Raw genomic sequence first — 18,569 nt, forward strand, 5'->3', positions numbered from 1 at the left:
TATTTAGGAGATTTTATGAGCGATCTTAATCCGTCTATGGAAGATTTTGCCGCGCTTCTCGACGAGTCCTTCAGCGCAGATGAGCCCCATGAGGGCTCCGTGATCAAAGGGACCGTTGTCGGCATCGAAAAAGACATGGCTGTCATCGATGTTGGCTTGAAAGTCGAAGGCCGCGTTGCTCTGAAGGAGTTTGGAGCCCAGGCAAAAGACGGTGGTATTGATATCGGTTCCGAGGTTGAAGTTTACCTCGAGCGTATCGAGAACGCGATGGGCGAAGCGGTTCTGTCCCGCGACAAGGCTCGCCGCGAAGAAAGCTGGGGCAAGCTGGAAAAAGCCTTCGAAGCAGAAGAAAAAGTCAATGGCGTTATCTTCAACCAGGTCAAGGGTGGCTTCACCGTCGATCTGGATGGCGCAGTTGCCTTCCTGCCTCGCTCGCAGGTTGACATCCGCCCTGTACGCGACGTGACCCCTCTGATGCACACCCCGCAGCCTTTCCAGATTCTCAAAATGGACAAGCGCCGCGGCAACATCGTTGTTTCCCGTCGTGTCATTCTTGAAGAAACCCGCGCAGAATTGCGCACCGAGCTGGTCCAAAACCTCAAAGAAGGTCAGACCGTCGAGGGTGTCGTCAAGAACATCACCGATTACGGCGCATTCGTGGATCTGGGCGGCATCGACGGCCTGCTCCATGTCACCGACATTGCATGGCGCCGCATCAACCATCCGAGCGAAGTGCTCTCCATCGGCCAGACCGTCAAGGTCCAGATCGTTCGTGTAAACCAGGAAACGCACCGCATTTCCCTGGGCATGAAACAGCTGGAAGTCGACCCATGGTCCGAAATCGAGCAGCGTTATCCGGTTGGCGAGAAGTTCACCGGCCGCGTGACCAACATCACCGACTATGGTGCATTCCTTGAGCTGGAGCCGGGCATCGAAGGCCTGATCCACGTTTCTGAAATGTCCTGGACCAAGAAAAACGTCCATCCGGGCAAAATCGTCTCCACCTCTCAGGAAGTGGAAGTGATGATCCTGGAAGTCGATCCGGTCAAACGCCGCGTTTCTCTCGGCCTGAAACAGACCCTCGACAATCCGTGGGCTGTCTTCGCTGAAACCCATCCTTCCGGCACCGTTGTCGAAGGCGAAGTCAAGAACAAGACCGAATTCGGTCTCTTCATTGGCCTCGAAGGCGAAGTCGACGGCATGGTTCACCTTTCCGACCTGGACTGGAACCGTCCTGGCGAGCAGGTTCTCGAAGAATTCAACAAGGGCGACGTTGTCAAAGCCGTTATCCTTGATGTTGATGTCGAGAAAGAACGCATTTCCCTTGGTATCAAGCAGCTTGAAAGCGATCCGTTCGAGGATGCATCCGGCGACTTGAAACGGGGTGCTATCGTGACCTGCGAAATCACCGAAGTGAAAGAAAACGGTCTGGAAGTCAAAGTTGTCGACAGCGACATGACCGCCTTCATTCGCCGTGGTGATCTGGCCCGCGACCGCGCTGATCAGCGCACCGACCGCTTCCAGGTTGGTGAAAAGATCGATGCGCGTATCACGCAGTTCGACAAGAAAAACCGCAAGCTCGGCGTCTCCATCAAGGCTCTGGAAGTTGCAGAAGAGAAAGAAGCCATTGCACAGTTCGGATCTTCCGATGCTGGCGCATCCCTTGGCGACATTCTTGGCGCAGCCCTCAAAGCCCGCGACGACGACTAAGAGCAGCCTTCGTCCTTTACGGACCGAAGAAAGATATAAAAACCGCGGGTGCACATGCCCCGCGGTTTTTTTCTGAAGCCTGTCCCAAAACGGGCGTTGAAAATCTGGCGTTTCACGAAGACGTCAAGTTTTTTCAAACCCTTTTCCGATATGCGTCGATATAGGCGTTGCAAATGACATGGGTCCGGGCGATAAATCGGCAGGCAGTGAAACGACGCCTTTGTAGAACGACACAATCGGCTTTTCAGCCTCAAGGGAACGCAATATGGTATTCGATGCGGATCATTTGGTGGAGCGAAGACAGATGCGGCGCAAGCTCTCGACATGGCGGATTGTTGCGATTCTTTCGCTGATTGCGCTCGTCGTCGGCTTTGGATTGTTCGCCGTCTTCGATGGCGCCGAGCAAAAGCAGAGCAAGGATCACATCGCTAAGGTGACTTTCGATGGCGTCATTTTGGGGGAAACCCGCAAGATCAAGCTGCTTGAAGAGCTTGCCGAATCCGACAAGGTAAAAGGCGTCGTCGTATCGATTAACAGCCCAGGCGGAGCAACCTCCGGCGGCGAAGCGCTGTATGACGCACTCGTCAAGCTGGGCAAGAAGAAACCGATGGTCACCAGCATGGATGCCTTGGCGGCCTCTGCTGGCTATATGATTGCGTTGCCCGCCGAACGGATATTCGCGCGCCGGTCTTCAATTACAGGCTCCATTGGCGTGATTTTTCAGTATACCGACATCACCGAGCTGATGAAAAAGGTTGGCGTTGAAATGCGCGCCATCAAGAGCGCACCTCTCAAAGCCGAACCCAATCCGTTCTCGCCCCATAGCGACGAAGCCGAGGCGATGATCGCCAACATGATTGATGATTCCTATCAGTGGTTCGTCGATCTGGTGACAAAGCACCGTCCGTTTGACCGGGCGCGCGCTCTGGAGCTGGCTGACGGACGCGTCGTGACCGGTGGTCAGGCGGTCGATTTGCAGCTCGTGGACGAGTTGGGTGGCCCCGAAGCGGCGAAGGACTGGCTGCTGCGCGAGCACGATCTGCCAGCCGATCTTGAGCTCGTGGAATGGAAGCCTGCACCACTAAGGGATAACCTTCCGTTCGGTCTGGCGAGCAGAATTGTGGCAAATTGGCTGCCAGAACCGATTCTCGAACTGTTTGAAACACGAAATCAGGTCGGAAAACTTGACGGACTGGTCTCAGTTTGGCAGGCTCAAAAAACCAAATAATAAGAGCACATTACGGTTGACGGAAGACAGTAGGGCCAGCAGCATACGTAGTAGACCGGTTCCAAGGCGTGATTCCGGAAAAATAGTATGATGAAGGGGAGCGGACGATGATTAAGTCCGAATTGGTACAGCATATCGCAGAACAGAATCCACATCTCTACCAACGGGACGTGGAACACATCGTCAATGCTATTCTCGACGAGATTTCCGACGCGCTTGCGCGTGGGGATCGTGTCGAGCTTCGAGGCTTTGGCGCATTTTCCGTCAAGAATCGACCGGCAAGGGTCGGCCGCAACCCCCGGACTGGGGAGAAGGTGCCCGTGGCGGAAAAATATGTGCCCTTCTTCAAGACCGGCAAGGAAATGCGCGAACGCCTGAATGATGGCGAAGATACCGAATAAGCGCCTTTTCGTGCCCAGCCAGGATTCGATAAGATTATGAAAATTCTCAAGCGCCTGCTTCAGCTGTTGATTCTGCTGCCAGTCGGTATTGTGGTTGTCTCGCTTGCCGTCGCCAATCGTCACGACGTCAAGCTCGCGCTCGATCCGTTTTCACCCGAACAGCCGGCGCTTGATTTCTCGATTCCCCTTTACTTTGTCATCTTCGGAGCCCTTCTGATCGGCGTTCTGATTGGCGGCTTCATGGCTTGGCTCAAACAGGGGCGTCACCGCCGCACAGCCCGTGAAAAGCGCTATGAAGCCCAGAAATGGCGCAATGAAGCGGATCGACAGCAGAAGCGTATGGAAAAACTGGTAACCGACACCAAAGGCGATGCGCCCAAGCTGTCCGCTCCGGCGTCTTCCAGCAAGGACATTGCAAATTCAGCCGCCTGAGGGCGCTGCGACCCGGCCTTTAAGGGGAATGTGGGAGCGACCGTTGGGTCAACAGCAAACGAATGCCAGCCGAACAGGCTGGCATTGTTGTTTCCAAGCCTGATTCTGATCGAAAGTTCACCAAGTTGTTTTCGAAATCCGAATGGGATTTGCTCAATCACCCAAAATGCCCTAACACTTTAGTCGGCCAGTCATCGTGTCAGGGATGAACGGGCCCGTCCGATTGACTATAAAAACAGGAGAGCGTTGCGATGCTGGTATTGTCTGCGAAAGATGTCGGGGAAGCCATGGATTATGTCAGCCTGACCAGTGCGTTGCGACAGGCCTTTCGCTCGCAGATCGTCACACCGGTCCGCCATCATCATACGATTGATCTGCCTGATCAGGCCAATGCAACCTTGCTCATGATGCCCGCATGGAAAGATGCAAAAGCGGTTGGAACATCCAGCGGTGGCTATCTCGGCATCAAGATCCTGACGGTCTATCCCGATAACGAGACCCGCGCGCTCAAGCCATCCATTCTGGGAACCTACCTTCTGCTTGATGGTGCGAATGGTGAGGTCAAGGCAATACTCGATGGCCCGACCCTGACGGTCTGGCGCACGGCCTGTGCGTCTGCGCTTGCTGCAGACTTTTTGGCGCGGCCCGATTCTGCCTCGTTGCTGATGGTTGGCACGGGGGCCCTGTCGAGCCATCTCATCCGCGCCCATTGTGCCGTTCGCCCGATCAAGAAGGTCACCATCTGGGGCCGCAATCCCGAAAAGGCAATGGCCTTGTCCGAGCGGGTTGCCGATCTGGGGCTTGATATTTGCGTAACCGAGGATCTGGAAGCTGCTGCCAAAGCGGCTGACGTCATCTCCTGTGCTACGATGTCCCCAACCCCGATCATCAAAGGGGAGTGGCTGACGCCGGGAACCCATCTCGATCTCGTTGGGGCTTTTCGGCCCGATATGCGCGAATCCGACGATGAAGCGATCCGCCGCTCGCGCGTTTACGTAGACACTCTTGCAGGCGCGACCAAGGAGGGGGGAGACATCACCCAGCCGATCGCGTCCAACGTGCTCGATCTTGATGACATTCGCGGCGATCTGTTCGGCCTGTGTCAGGACAAGTGCAGCGCGCGCTGGGGTGACGAGGACATCACCCTGTTCAAGTCCGTGGGAACGGCCCTTGAGGATCTATCCGCTGCGCAATATGTTTACGAGAAGGTCTCTGCCGATTAAGCAAGCTGTTTGAGCGCACCGGCAGGAGCGAGACAAGACAAAGTCATTGCAAGGAGCCTGCGGGCAATGTATGTAAAAATCTGCGGCCTATCGACGCCCGGTACGATTGAGGCAGGCTTGCAAGCAGGTGCCAACTGGATTGGATTTGTCTTTTTTCCAAAAAGCCCGAGGCATGTAGGATATGGGAAAGCGAAGGAACTGGTGGGTCCGGTACGCGGCAAAGCGTCCATAGTCGCCCTCACTGTCAATGCGAGTGACGATGAGCTTGAGGCCATCGACCGGTCGATCAATCCCGATATCTGGCAGTTGCACGGCTCCGAGAGCCCTGAACGTGTCCGTGAAATCAAACAGCGCTATGGCCGTCCGGTCATGAAGGCGCTGACCATCCGGGATAGGGAAGATCTTGCTGCCATCTCTCGATATGAAGAGGCTTGCGATATCTTCCTGTTCGATGCCAAACCGCCCACGGATTCCAAAACGGACCTCCCCGGCGGCAATGGCATCGCCTTTGACTGGCGTTTGATTGAAAATCTCAAGCTCAAGAAACCCTTCGTTCTGGCAGGCGGGCTCGATCCGGACAATGTATCGGAAGCCATTCGCCTGACCCGCCCGCAAGGGGTCGACGTCTCAAGCGGCATTGAAAGCGCGCCGGGCATCAAGGACCGGCAGAAGATTGTTGATTTTGTTCAAAGAGCAAAGCAGGCCGCGCAAGATTTCTAAAGCCTGCTCGCTTTGAACCAAGCGATGAGCAAGGACTTTTCCATGACCACCTCCACTCTGCCCAACAGCATGAGCCAGGGCCCTGATGCCCGAGGGTTCTTTGGCATCTATGGCGGCCAGTTTGTCTCCGAGACATTGATGCCGCTCATTCTCGATCTCGAGAAAGCCTACACCGAAGCGATGGCGGATCCAGCCTTTCACGAGGAACTCGCCGACCTTCACAAAAACTATGTCGGCCGTCAGAGCCCGCTTTATTTTGCCGAGCGCCTGACCGACGAGCTTGGCGGCGCCAAGATCTATCTCAAGCGCGAGGAACTGAACCACACCGGCAGCCACAAGATCAACAACTGCCTTGGCCAGATCCTGCTCGCCAAGCGTATGGGCAAGACCCGCATCATCGCCGAGACCGGAGCCGGTCAGCATGGTGTGGCAACGGCGACTGTTTGCGCCCGCTTTGGTTTTCCTTGTGAGGTCTACATGGGCGCGACCGACGTTGAACGGCAGGCCCCGAACGTTTTCCGCATGGAACTGCTCGGCGGCAAGGTCAATCCGGTCACGGCCGGGGCAGGGACCCTCAAGGACGCTATGAACGAAGCCTTGCGCGACTGGGTCACCAACGTCGAGGACACCTATTATATCATCGGCACCGCCGCCGGACCGCACCCCTATCCTCAGCTGGTGCGCGACTTCCAGTCGATCATCGGTCAGGAAGTCAAGGAACAGATGATGGCCGCCGAAGGCCGCTTGCCGGATATGCTGTGCGCCTGTCTGGGTGGCGGCTCCAATGCCATCGGTCTTTTCCATCCCTTCCTTGAGGATACCGATGTTCAGATCGTCGGTGTCGAAGCGGCAGGACACGGGCTTGATACTGAGGCTCATTGCGCCTCGCTCAATGCGGGCAAACCGGGTGTGCTCCATGGCAACCGGACCTACCTGCTTCAGGATGCGGATGGCCAGATTCAGGAAGGCCACTCCATCTCTGCCGGTCTCGACTATCCCGGCATCGGGCCAGAGCATTCCTTCCTTCGCGATTCTGGCCGTGTCGAGTATGTCTCGGCCACGGACACCGAGGCGCTCGATGCGTTCCAGCTTTTGTGCCGGACCGAGGGCATCATTCCGGCGCTTGAATCGTCCCATGCCATCGCCGAAGTGGTCAAGCGCGCCCCGACGATGGACAAAGACCAGATCATCGTGATCAACCTTTCGGGTCGCGGCGACAAGGACGTGAACACCGTCAGCAAATATCTCGGCCAGGGTTCGGTCTCGGAATAAGCAGCAGGAAGAAAAGCAATGGAACAGACACGTATCGATACCCGCTTTGCTGCCTGCAAGGCTGAAAACCGTCCCGCGCTCGTTGGCTTTATCACCGCAGGCGACCCGGATCTGGGCACCTCGCTCGAGATCCTCAAGGCGATGCCCAAATCCGGTGTTGATGTCATCGAACTGGGAATGCCCTTCTCCGATCCCATGGCCGAGGGCGTCCCCATCCAGCTCGCCACCCAGCGCGCCATGGCCGGCGGTCAGACGATGGAAAAGACGCTCCAGATGGTGCGCGATTTCCGCCAAGGGGACAACGACACCCCGATCATCCTGATGGGCTATTACAATCCCATCTATATCTGGGGCTCGGAAAAATTTGTAGCCGATGCCAAGGCGGCCGGTGCTGATGGCCTGATCGTTGTCGATCTGCCACCTGAGCATGATGACGAACTCTGCCTGCCTGCCAGAAAAGGCGGGCTCAACTTCATTCGTCTTGCCACCCCGACCACCGATGACAAGCGACTGCCGAAGGTTCTCCAGAATACGTCCGGCTTTGTCTATTATGTCTCGGTCACCGGCATCACCGGCTCGGGCGCACTCGATTCTGAAAAGGTCGCCCTCGCGGTGGACCGCATCAAAGGACACACCGATCTGCCCGTGGCTGTGGGCTTTGGCGTCAAGTCACCGGATCAGGCTGAGGCCGTTGGCCGCAACGCGGATGGGGTCGTGGTTGGCTCCGTGTTGGTCAATGCCATCAAGGACAGCCTTGATGCCAATGGCAAGGCGACGGCAACCACCGTCTCCGCCGTAACGGACATCACGTCCGGTTTGGCCGAAGGATGCCGCAAGGCGCGCGCCTGATGGGATGGCTCATTGGGCCGAAGACCGGCTGGGCTCAACCGGCGTGATCATAAAAATAGACCGGAGGTTGAGACAGCCTCCGGTTAAGTTTATTAAAGGTGCATTGGGAAAAAGCGGCCTTCCGTTGAAATTTACCCGTGCCATAGACATATTTGAATGATAAAGATTGGCAACGTCATAGAGTGGCGTCCGCAGATTATATCCCCTGTAGGGCCGCCCCTTGCTATGACGTCGATTTGAAATTTGTGGTGCCGAGCCCCGCAATGGAGCGGGTTGGCACAGTCCACGCCAAGAGCCAGCCTTGATCGCAAAGCGATCGGCCTGTGCAAAGAGCGAGGGCGCTATCCCGCCATTGGGACAAAAGGAATTGGTTCGTGAACTGGATTAACACTGTCGTTCGCCCGAAAATTCGCTCTATCCTGAACCGTCGAGATACCCCGGAAAATCTCTGGATCAAATGTCCGGTTACCGGTGAAATGGTGTTCCACAGGGATTTGGAGCATAACCAGTATGTGGTGCCCAATTCCGACTTCCATATGCGCATCAATGCCACCCAGCGCTTCAGCTATTTCTTCGACAAGAACGATTACACCCTTGTGGACCTGCCGGAAGTGGCGGTTGATCCGCTCAAGTTCCGAGACGTAAAGCGCTACTCCGACCGCATGAAAGATGCGCGCGCCAAATCCGGACGCCGGGATTCGGTGGTCGTCGCGCAAGGCGAGGTCGAAGGCCTTTACATGACGGCAGCGGTTCAGGACTTCACCTTCCTGGCCGGATCGCTCGGCATGGCCGCAGGCGAAGCGCTGATTACCGGCATGATGAAAGCGGTCGCGGACAAGACGCCGTTTGTGCTGTTCACCGCGTCAGGTGGCGCGCGCATGCAGGAGGGCATTCTTTCCCTGATGCAGATGCCGCGTGTCACTGTGGCTGTGCAGTCCCTGCGCGAGGCCGGATTGCCCTATATCGTGGTTCTCACCGATCCGACCACGGGCGGCGTGACAGCCTCTTATGCCATGCTTGGCGACATTCAGCTGGCAGAGCCCGGCGCCCTCATTGGCTTTGCCGGACAGCGTGTGATCGAACAGACCATCCGCGAAAAACTGCCAGAAGGCTTCCAGCGCGCCGAATATCTCAAGGAACACGGCATGGTGGACATGGTCGTCCATCGCCATGAGCTCAAATCCGTCATTGCGCGCTTGTGCCGCTTCTTCACCAACACGCCGACACCTGATCCTGTGGATGAGGACGAGGTGCTGCTGCTAACAGACGAAACCCTGCCCGAGGCAGAGGCGCCTGAAGCTACGGCAGCCGAAGCTGTGGACACCGCCAAAGAAGCTGATGAGAAGAAAGAAACCCCGGCCCCGGACGAAGACAAGAAAGCCGATTGATTGTCTCGGGAGTGGGCCGAACAAAACCGCTCCCGTTGCACGGCCTCAATGAGAGCCGAAATACCTGCATCCTGCGCTTGATCAAGCGTGGGATGTTCTCTATTGAGGGCCGAATAAAACCACTGAATCCGGGTCCGTCCGGCCACCGTCAAACCGGCATCTGCGCGACCCACGTGTGATCCCCCGACGCCAGTACAAGAAGACCTGCCATGGAACAGCCCGAGGCCATTCTCAATCGCATGATCGCCCTGCACCCCAAGAGCATAGATCTTGGTCTGGGCAGGGTATCCGCATTGCTGGCAAAACTTGGCAATCCACACCACCATCTGCCGCCGACCATTCATATCGCCGGCACCAACGGCAAGGGCTCGACGTCAGCGTTCCTGAGGGCGATGGCCGAAGCCGATGGCAAGCGCGTGCATGTCTACACCTCACCGCATCTTGTCCACTTCCGTGAACGCATCCGGCTTGGTGGCACATGTGTCTCGGATGCGTGTCTGGTCGAGGCGCTCCTGACTTGCGAGCGGGCCAATGGCGGCGCGCCCATCACCTTTTTCGAAATCACCACGGTGGCGGCCTTCTTGCTGTTTGCCCAGAACCCGGCGGATCTGCTCATTCTGGAGGTCGGCCTTGGTGGACGTCTTGACGCCACCAATGTCATTGATTTTCCCGCAGTAAGCGTCATCACGGCGATTGCCCACGATCACGAGGGATATCTGGGCAGTGAGCTTGATGGCATCGCGCGCGAGAAGGCCGGCATTTTCAAGCCCGGTGTGCCGGCGATCATCGCCCCACAGTCCGATGATGTGCGCGAAGTCTTGGAAGGGGAGGCGACACGAGCCCGAACGGGGCTGGTGGCTATCGCCGGACAGGACTGGATGGCCTACGAAGAACATGGGCGTTTCATTTTTCAGGCAGAGAGCCGCTTTCTGGATCTTCCCATGCCGCGCCTTGGTGGACGACACCAGCTGGACAATGCCGGCACCGCCATCGCCGCGATCCGGACTGTTTTCCCGGAGATGTCCGACGACAGCATCGCGAAAGGCCTTGTCAAGGTAGACTGGCCCGCCCGCCTACAGCGTCTCACCGAGGGGCGTCTGCTGAGCCAATTACCACCTGACGCCGAACTCTGGCTCGATGGTGGACACAATCCGCAGGCAGGCCATGCCCTGTCGTCGGCGCTGGCGGATCTTGAAGAAAAGGCTCCCAAGCCGCTGCTGATGATCATCGGAATGCTCTCGACCAAGAAACCGCAGGGCTACTTCGCCCCGTTCAAGGGCCTCGCACGCGAAATCATCACAGTCCCTGTGCCCAATTCTGATGCCGGGGTCGATCCTGTGAGCCTTGCCAGCATTGCCCAGGAGAAGGGAATTCCGGCGTCCGCCGCAGCCTCCCTTGAAGAAGCGCTCAAGCGTTTCTCTCTGCAACAGCATAAAACGGCACCCCGCATCCTGATCGGTGGATCGCTCTATGTCGCTGGAGCGGCGCTTGCCGCCAATGGCACCCCTCCCAAATAAGATTATGGACGGCAGATCCGACGCTGGGTTTTGTTCTCCTCACAGAGTCCGGACTGTTTGTAACAGGTCTGGGCACTCATAAAAGGCTTGTCCTCCGCCGCGTATGCTTAAAAAGTTGTAACGATACAATTGATAAACCAACGCCCAGACCCGTTGTTTTCAAACGATCAGGGATGGGCGCAAGAGCAAAATTGCCTTTTCTCAAGAAAAACCGCCAGAGCCGAGCGGTGGGAAATTATAGGTTGGTCCATCGCCTACGCCTTTCGTCTAAAAATAATCGATTTTTTAAGAGCGTGTAAGATATTGAAATAAAAAGTAAAATAAGTTTGGCACAATTAGCTATGCAAAAATAGATTATCTCAATTTCGAGAGGTAAATATTTTGCATCTCTTGCAAGCCAGTCATGCAAAATTGTGTGGTGTAAAATATGAAGCTATGAGCTATATACAGGTCAACACAACGAAGCGAGACTTTAAATCGAGTTACGGAGCGCTTCGTAAGAAAAACCAAGAACTCGATAAAGCCACGTTAGGTAAAAAAGGACGACTAACATGCTTGATAATGTTGTTAAAAACTATCGTCAGTGGCGCAATTACCGTGACACTGTTGAAGAACTGAACCGCCTGAGCAACCGTGATCTGAACGACCTGGGTATCTCCCGCGCCGACATCACCACCATCGCTCGCGACGCATCAGTCAAATAAAAAGTCTTTCGCTAACAAGCGAAAGCCCCCAGTTTCCGCAATTCAGGCTGACTCCTCCTCCCAGAAGCCTGATTGATCCAAAACTACCTCCTCCCGGTTTTGGATCCTGCAACGAAGCCCACCGGACCTCCTCCCCCGGTGGGCTTTCGTCGTTCTGGAGCGCCCTTTCGACGGACTAAAGCGTGATGCGATTAATTGACCTCAGACCTGGCAGCTTTGAAGTCGTTCAGACACTCCTTGGCAGAATAGAGGTCACAAATGTCACCGATCGCGTCTGAGATTGTATCGAAGCTTCTGGCTGCTCGCTTGCGCAGCAGTGTCTTGAGTTTGGAATATGCCATTTTTATGGGATTGAGGTCCGGAGAATATGGCGGAAGAAACAGCAGCCATGCCGCCTTTGATCTGACGAGATTGTCAGCTTTCTCACTTTTGTGGAAGGTGACATTATCGAGGATGACGACGTCGCCAGCTGACAGGGTCGGCAGTAGTTGAGTTTCAATCCAAGTTTCAAAGATGCGTCGGTTCATCGGAGCATTGACGATCCAGGGCGCAACCATTCCACGGGATCTCAAACTAGCGATGAAGGTCTGGGATTTCCAATGACCAAAAGAAGCGTGGGCGCGATAGCGCTGTCCTTTTGGTGACCATCCAGACCGTTTGGTCAGCTTCGTGTTGGTTGATGTCACATCGATAAAGAGCAATCGGGACAGTGCCTTGTTGAAGAAAGACTGGCGCTGATTGATCCATACATACCGATCATGAGCAATGGCGGCCCGTAGCTGTTTAGTGGCTACCAGACTTTTTTATGGCTCAGGCCGAGCCTGTGAAGCACGCGCCCAACGCTAAAGCGTGTCGCAGTTAATGAGATTCAGGATTCCCATTTTTTGCCAATTGTGATTCCCTTTGAGAAAAGGGGATCATCATGGGCAAATCACTTCCTATTGCATTGCGCGAACGTGTTGCTTCATTTGTTGATGCCGGTCATTCGCATCGGGCGGCCGCCAGCCATTTCCGCGTGTCACCACGGTTTGTCAATAACCTGATGCTTCTCAAGAAAGAGACGGGTTCTGTGCAGCCTCGCAAGCAAGGCCGACCAGACAAAGGCAAGTTGGGTGTGCATCATGAATGGATCACAAGGCGCATGTCTGAGAATGGCGATCTGACGCTTGATGAGCTTTGTCTGGAATTGGCTGAACGCGGGGTCCATGTGCATCGCTCTAGCGTTGGGCGCGTGCTTCACAGGCTCGGCCTGAGCCATAAAAAAAAGTCTGGTAGCCACTGAACAGCTACGGGCCGCGATTGCTCATGATCGGTATGTATGGATCAATCAGCGCCGGCCTTTCTTCAACAAAGCATTGTCCCGATTGATCTTTATCGATGAGACATCAACCAACACGAAGCTGACCAAACGGTCTGGATGGTCACCAAAAGGACAGCGCTATCGCGCTCACGCTTCTTTTGGTCATTGGAAATCCCAGACCTTCATCGCTGGTTTGAGATCCCGTGGGATGGTTGCGCCCTGGATCGTCAATGCTCCGATGAACCGACGTATCTTTGAAACTTGGATTGAAACTCAACTACTGCCGACCCTGTCAGCTGGCGACATCGTCATCCTCGATAATGTCGCCTTCCACAAAAGTGAGAAAGCTCAAAAGCTCGTCAGATCAAAGGGAGCATGGCTGCTGTTTCTTCCGCCATATTCACCGGACCTCAATCCCATCGAAATGGCATATTCCAAACTCAAGACACTGCTGCGCAAGCGAGCAGCCAGAAGCTTCGATACAATCTCAGACGCGATCGGTGACATTTGTGACCTCTATTCTGCCAAGGAGTGTCTGAACTACTTCAAAGCTGCCGGGTATGAGGTTAATTAATTGCGATATGCTTTAGAGCGATGCACATGGACCCCGCGTTCAGCCAATTCCAGACAAAGCTCATCAAGCTTCAGATCGCCATTCTCAGACATGCGCCTTGTGATCCATTCATGATGCCCACCCAACTTGCCTTTGTCTGGTCGGCCTTGCTTGCGAGGCTGCACAGAACCCGTCTATTTCTTGAGAAGCATCAGGTTATTGACAAACCGTGGTGACACGTGGAAATGGGTGGCGGCCGCCCGATGAGAGTGACCGGCCTCAACAAATGAAGCAACACGTTCGCGCAATGCAATAGCTGCGAGCCGATCAACTGCGGGATGGAATATTCCAGGCTTTCTGAGCCGCTGGACGCGCGTTGAAGCGCTCGACATAGGCAACCACATTTTCAAAGCTCTTGAATTCTGTCACCTCGGTTGCCTCGTAGAATTTCTCGATAGTCGCAAGCCACGGCGCGACAGCCAGATCGGCGATCGAGAAGTCGCCAACCAGCCAGTCCTTGCCCTCAAGCTGGGTGTTGACGACGTTGAGCAGGCGCTTCGTTTCATTGACATAGCGTTCGCGCGGACGCGGGTCTTCAATGTCCTTGCCGCCAAATTTGTAGAAGAAACCGAGCTGCCCCAGCATCGGACCGACGCCTCCCATCTGGAACATCAGCCATTGCAGGATCTGAAGTCGCTCACGCTCGTTTGAGCCATAGAGCTTGCCGGTTTTCTCGCCCAGATAGATGAGAATGGCGCCGCTTTCGAACAGGCCGATAGGGTTACCATCCGGGCCATTCGGATCGATCAGCGCAGGGATCTTGTTGTTCGGGCTGAGCGATAGAAATTCGGGGCTCTTCACATCCTCATCCGACAGCGTGACAAGGTGCGGCTCATAATCAAGCCCCAGCTCTTCGAGAGCTGCGGAAATCTTCACACCGTTGGGCGTGGGAAAGGAATAGAGCTGAATGACGTCCGGATTTGAAGCGGGCCAACGATTGGTGATCGGGAAGGCGGACAAGAGATTGGTATCGTTCATGGAAAACTCCGGCATATGGGAATGGCAAAAGGTGTGAACATGGAACAAATGCCGCGGGTTTGACACTCAACTCGATCAGGAGCTGCGGTTGCCGCGCCTTATCACTCACACATATGAACGAAAAAGGCCCCTCGGGAGGGGCCTTGCAGAACTAATTTTTCTTTGTTCACAGAGTTCAGAGAACAAGGTTTTCAGCGCCAACGGGCCAAACCACACGCGTTGTCCCTAAGAATGAGGGCGACCCTCAGGCTGCGCGAGCGTGCTCAAGCGGAACCGAGTCCATCGCCCGCATGGTCGAGGCGAGCAAATCAAGGTCGACGGTGTAGTTCTCGATCAGTTCATCGGTGATCATTCCGCGTTCATGCATCTGAAGTCCGGTGCGCCGAATGGCTTCTCGGATTGCGGTTTCGTCCAGCAAATGCGGACGCACTGAATAGCGATGCACCATGATCGTCCCTTCCTGTTTCTCTCTCTCTTGAATGCCGACAAGGACAAGCAAGAGGTGCGTTCATATCCATCGTTAACGAACGTGGTTAACAAAAGGTAAACCGAGGTTAAAATGTGGCAGGTTTGCCATCAAAAAGGGAAGAATTGCGGAAAGAACCGCTATGTTGCATGGATGCATCAGTGCCCAAGGCTGGCTTTTTGAGCGGGTAGAGGCCTTGCCAAGTGAGGTGAGTAGGGGCTTGAAGCCTCAGATCATGGCAACACTGCCGGCAACGACGATCAGCAGGACGGCTGAGACCAGATCGAGAATGTTGGCGGCGCGCTGGTCGACAAGTCTGGCCAGACGGAAGGCTGCATAGCCATAGATGAAGAGCACCGGCGCTTCCACCAAAACGGACACCGTCCCCAGCGCGACCATCTGTGTCAGAACCGGTGCGTGGGCGTCCACGAACTGCGGGATGATCGCAATAAAGATCATGATATTCTTGATCGAAGAGGACTGAATGACAAAGCCGCGGATAAATCCGCGTGACATTTGAGCTGGTCCCTGTCTGCGTGTGGCTGCTTGGGCCATGAGGGGTGTTGCGCCACCATTCTGAGCGCGGACATCAAGGATGATCTGAAGGGCCGTCCAGGCAAGGTAGAGGCAACCGGTGAGCTTCAGCGCCAGCGCGATGGACGGTGAAGAGGCGATCAGCGCGCCGACGCCGATGGCTGACAGGCTGAAATAGAGAATATTGACCGACAAAATGCCAAAAACCGTGCCAATGGAGGCCCGAAAGCCTCTATTGAGCGACGTGGAGACCACCAATAGCACCGCAGGGCCGGGAGAAAGGGAGAGGAAAAACTCCGTAATGGCAAACATTATGAGCGCATCGGTCATGTCGGTCTCATCTCTTCAGACGATCGGCCCCAGAGGGATGCCGGGGAAGTGCGATGGTTGCGGGCGGGCCCGGCGCATGCGCCGGGAGTAGGGTTTGTGTCATTCACAAGCGGAATGCAGGAACGGTGGCGGGCAGGCACGCCGGCTATTCCGCAGCCACGTTTGCGGCTTCCTCGTTCGAGATCTCCGTGCTGTAGATCGCTTCCATGGTCTCATGAGAGATGGTCTCGTCGCTTAAATCCGCTTCTGATGCAAAGGTGTAGACCACAACTGTACGTCGCGTATTGGAAGTTAGTGGCGTGATCCGGTGCAGCGTTGTATTGGCTTTCATCAGGTAGCAACTGCCTGCCTGCACATAGCGGCTGCGGACTTCGCGCTGGGTTAGGATGTCCGTGAGGGCTTCGCGGGGCGCATCCTTGTCCCACCGGGTGTTGGGCACAAACTCGATGCGGCCACCCGAGAGGGGATCAGGGGCATCGACGATCCAGATCAGGGCATAGGTATAGTCATCCCAGTGCCAGCCATGGGTGTCGCCAGTCTGGCATTGCGAGTTGAGGATATATTCCTCCGGTTCATAAGGAACCGGATGAAGGCTGTCGCCCGCAACGCGAGAGAGAAAGGCCAGAATGTCCGGCGATGAAAAAACGGACGGAATGACGACGCCATGCTCTTTGATGGTGTCGCGGCCAACGGACTGATAGTGGCGCGGTGTGCCACCCGTGGAATCGATGTTGAGATCGCGGCGCTTGGCATCGCCAGCAAGCAGTGTGGCAGCTTCGTCGTGAAATGCGGTTTTGAGATGGGCAGGCAACAGGTCGTTCATCGCGACCACGTGATGTGTGGCGAATTCATCGGCCAGCAGGCTGAGAAACTGTTCGGGCTGTTTGCCCAGATGCTCGGCAATCGAGGCATGAATAAGGGACTGCATGTGGGGCTTCCTTCCTGATGCACGCTTCGCCAGCCCATAGGCATTCGGCTCGACGTGCGACAACCAGTTTTGAGGCCGGCCCAGCCGTGCTCATGGCAGGCAAAGACCGGTATCGGGAACTGCGTTTTCGTTGCAGCAGCCCCAAGGGTCCCCATTCCGGTTTGTCAGGATTGTAGGAAAACTCACTTATGTGTGTAATGACCCGGTGTCACACCATAGGCTTGTCGGAAATGCTTGATCAGGTGAGCCTGATCGTAAAAGCCCAGCTCGACGGCAACTTTGGTTGCATCATCCCCTGATCTCAGGCGGTTTTTCGCTTCAGCCACCCTCTGGGTTCTATGCCATTGGGATGGGGTCGTGCCGACGGCTTTCTTGAACATGCGAAGAAATGCGGTTTTGCTCAGTCCCACTTCTGCAGCCATGGTTTCAAGGCTCGGTGTGCCGCTGAGGTCTGATTTCAGCCAGTTGAGCACATACTGCACACGCCAGTCATCCAGCTTGGGAGCGTGCGTGATGACCCGGTTGGAATAGCGTTCCGCTGCCAACAAGAGAATGGCATTGATATAGTCTTCAAGATCGCCGTCCTCATCGTGCGTCAGGACGCTTCCCATTGTTTTGGCAAAGAGTTTGAACAGATCCATGTCCTCGACAATATAGCGGTCAAAGACAATCTCCCTGTCCTCGTGCAACGCTTCCTGCACATAGCTTTGATCAAGATAGACACTACTGATCAATTCGGTGCCAATTCCCGACTGAATCTGTCCTGGATTGTATAGGGTTGTAGAAAATTCAGGCGCTTCCAGTTGTCGGCCATCGAGTTTTAGACGCTCATGACCTTTTATATTGCAACTCAAAACGAATTCGTCATGGGCATGTGCTGGAAAGCTTACACTTTCGGACCATATGGCAGCCGCTTCATAGCGGTATGTCTTGATCTGTTTAGTAATCATTAAAATACCTGCAACATCAGCGCATTATATATTGTTGCCTTTATTAACACAGGTGCGCAATATTTTACAATATGAATTGGTTCTATCTCGCTAGTGTTACGCCGCAGATGTTTTCTCTAGCGCTTCTGGCTCTCTTTTTGTGTTTTGGCCTGGCTAGCCGACTGGAATGGTCGCTCTGTTTAGCGTCCCGGGTTGGCCCGATGGAGACACAATACGCATCAAGAGGCGGATGAATGGTCAGGGAAAAAGCCGATTCAGAGACTTTGACCTCTCACAGAAAAGCGGCTGATTATCTGTTGAGAGCGTTGCAGGAGGCCGATAGTTCAGACACACATGCCGTGCGAAAGCTCGTGTATCTGGCAAAGTCAGAATTGGATGAGAATTTGGGGAAGGGCGCGAGGCAAGTGGATTGTTTGTCGGCGTTAACCCGTCAAGAACGAAAGAAACTGTAATCCAAGGGAGCGCGAAGTCACGATTGTGACGTGACATCGCGAACCAAGGGACTATCTTCTGGTTCCGTACACCATATCCAGAGGCTCTGGGCTCCCTTGGAATTGGTGTTGCGGCATTGAGTTAGCTGGTTTGCTCAATGCCGCAACACCTTTTTTTTAGAGAAGTTCCCGTCCTTTTCCTGATCCCGTTGGCTTCGGGTCCAAGTCCCCGGACTTCCCTATTCGCTCGTTTTTCTTGCAGTGTGGCCCGATCAGTCTGTTCCCGTACAGACTGTCGCGCCGCTGATGGGGTTTTCCCCGCCCCAATTCAGTCTTCTTACAGGGGCTGTCATTCCCGTAAGCTAAACTGTCAGCCTATGCTGAGATATTCGTCGGATTTGGCGGTCGTTGCAATCAGTGATTTGCGTTCGATTCAAAATTACTTAAAAGTTTATTTTTGGATATTTATGTATCTCGAAGGATTGACTTTTCCTATTTTTGGCCAGAACCGAAATTATCCTTTTATGACAGATATATGACGACTTCGGTCTTCAGGGCATGCGCGCCAGATTGATGCTCTTGATCCTCACTAAAT

The 18,569-nt window shown here is 54.9% G+C and carries 17 protein-coding genes and 1 pseudogene; 12 read left to right on the top strand and 6 right to left on the bottom strand.

Annotated features, from left to right (window positions below):
* The first annotated feature begins 15 nt into the window (after positions 1-15).
* The 11 genes from rpsA (at position 16) to CPH65_RS09840 (ending at position 11,444) form a co-directional block, all read left to right on the top strand.
* Complete coding sequence (gene rpsA / locus CPH65_RS09790) at positions 16-1,710, top strand: 30S ribosomal protein S1 (RefSeq protein ID WP_096173306.1); 1,695 nt, start codon at positions 16-18, stop codon at positions 1,708-1,710.
* Positions 1,711-1,975: 265 nt separating this feature from the next.
* Positions 1,976-2,938, top strand: a complete 963-nt coding sequence (gene sppA / locus CPH65_RS09795; RefSeq protein WP_096173307.1) for a signal peptide peptidase SppA — start codon at positions 1,976-1,978, stop codon at positions 2,936-2,938.
* Positions 2,939-3,045: 107 nt separating this feature from the next.
* On the top strand, positions 3,046-3,339 hold the full coding sequence (locus tag CPH65_RS09800) for an integration host factor subunit beta (protein WP_096173308.1): 294 nt from the start codon (positions 3,046-3,048) through the stop codon (positions 3,337-3,339).
* 36 nt (positions 3,340-3,375) lie between these two features.
* Entirely contained in the window at positions 3,376-3,771 is a 396-nt protein-coding gene (locus CPH65_RS09805; protein ID WP_096173309.1) for a LapA family protein, read from the top strand.
* Positions 3,772-4,022: 251 nt separating this feature from the next.
* Positions 4,023-4,994 (top strand): ornithine cyclodeaminase family protein, encoded by a 972-nt coding sequence (locus CPH65_RS09810; protein WP_096173310.1) that lies wholly within the window; start codon positions 4,023-4,025, stop codon positions 4,992-4,994.
* A gap of 66 nt (positions 4,995-5,060) precedes the next feature.
* Positions 5,061-5,714 (top strand): phosphoribosylanthranilate isomerase, encoded by a 654-nt coding sequence (locus tag CPH65_RS09815; RefSeq protein ID WP_096173311.1) that lies wholly within the window; start codon positions 5,061-5,063, stop codon positions 5,712-5,714.
* 42 nt (positions 5,715-5,756) lie between these two features.
* Positions 5,757-6,986 carry a tryptophan synthase subunit beta gene (gene trpB, locus CPH65_RS09820; protein WP_096176336.1) on the top strand — a complete coding sequence of 410 codons (1,230 nt, stop codon included), beginning with the start codon at positions 5,757-5,759 and terminating at the stop codon, positions 6,984-6,986.
* Between the two features lie 18 nt (positions 6,987-7,004).
* The gene (gene trpA / locus CPH65_RS09825; protein WP_096173312.1) at positions 7,005-7,835 is read left to right on the top strand and encodes a tryptophan synthase subunit alpha; all 831 of its coding nucleotides are present in this window, start codon (positions 7,005-7,007) and stop codon (positions 7,833-7,835) included.
* Positions 7,836-8,209: 374 nt separating this feature from the next.
* Positions 8,210-9,223: an acetyl-CoA carboxylase, carboxyltransferase subunit beta gene (gene accD, locus CPH65_RS09830; protein WP_096173313.1), complete on the top strand. Its 1,014-nt coding sequence runs from the start codon at positions 8,210-8,212 to the stop codon at positions 9,221-9,223.
* Positions 9,224-9,432: 209 nt separating this feature from the next.
* Positions 9,433-10,740, top strand: coding sequence for a folylpolyglutamate synthase/dihydrofolate synthase family protein (locus CPH65_RS09835; RefSeq protein WP_096173314.1), 1,308 nt, complete (start codon positions 9,433-9,435; stop codon positions 10,738-10,740).
* A gap of 551 nt (positions 10,741-11,291) precedes the next feature.
* A complete protein-coding gene (locus CPH65_RS09840; RefSeq protein WP_096173315.1) occupies positions 11,292-11,444 on the top strand; it encodes a DUF1127 domain-containing protein in 153 nt (50 codons plus the stop codon).
* Between the two features lie 191 nt (positions 11,445-11,635).
* Here CPH65_RS09840 and CPH65_RS09845 read toward each other — a convergent pair whose 3' ends face one another.
* A complete protein-coding gene (locus CPH65_RS09845) occupies positions 11,636-12,145 on the bottom strand; it encodes an IS630 family transposase (protein ID WP_244574585.1) in 510 nt (169 codons plus the stop codon).
* Between the two features lie 221 nt (positions 12,146-12,366).
* Here CPH65_RS09845 and CPH65_RS25020 point away from each other — a divergent pair.
* Positions 12,367-13,318 (top strand): annotated as a pseudogene (locus tag CPH65_RS25020) (IS630 family transposase).
* Between the two features lie 306 nt (positions 13,319-13,624).
* On the opposite strand, the gene CPH65_RS09860 reads toward CPH65_RS25020, so the two are convergent.
* The 5 genes from CPH65_RS09860 to CPH65_RS09880 all read right to left on the bottom strand — a co-directional run bounded on the left by CPH65_RS09860 (position 13,625) and on the right by CPH65_RS09880 (position 17,543).
* The gene (locus CPH65_RS09860) at positions 13,625-14,335 is read right to left on the bottom strand and encodes a glutathione S-transferase family protein (protein ID WP_096176337.1); all 711 of its coding nucleotides are present in this window, start codon (positions 14,333-14,335) and stop codon (positions 13,625-13,627) included.
* A gap of 244 nt (positions 14,336-14,579) precedes the next feature.
* Complete coding sequence (locus CPH65_RS09865; RefSeq protein WP_157747601.1) at positions 14,580-14,783, bottom strand: hypothetical protein; 204 nt, start codon at positions 14,781-14,783, stop codon at positions 14,580-14,582.
* A 246-nt stretch (positions 14,784-15,029) separates the two neighbouring features.
* Positions 15,030-15,665, bottom strand: coding sequence for a LysE family translocator (locus tag CPH65_RS09870; RefSeq protein WP_096173317.1), 636 nt, complete (start codon positions 15,663-15,665; stop codon positions 15,030-15,032).
* A gap of 145 nt (positions 15,666-15,810) precedes the next feature.
* Positions 15,811-16,593, bottom strand: a complete 783-nt coding sequence (locus CPH65_RS09875; RefSeq protein WP_096173318.1) for a hypothetical protein — start codon at positions 16,591-16,593, stop codon at positions 15,811-15,813.
* Between the two features lie 182 nt (positions 16,594-16,775).
* Positions 16,776-17,543 (bottom strand): AraC family transcriptional regulator, encoded by a 768-nt coding sequence (locus CPH65_RS09880; RefSeq protein ID WP_096173319.1) that lies wholly within the window; start codon positions 17,541-17,543, stop codon positions 16,776-16,778.
* Between the last annotated feature and the right edge of the window lie 1,026 nt (positions 17,544-18,569).

This window comes from Cohaesibacter sp. ES.047 (genome assembly GCF_900215505.1).
Lineage (GTDB): Bacteria > Pseudomonadota > Alphaproteobacteria > Rhizobiales > Cohaesibacteraceae > Cohaesibacter.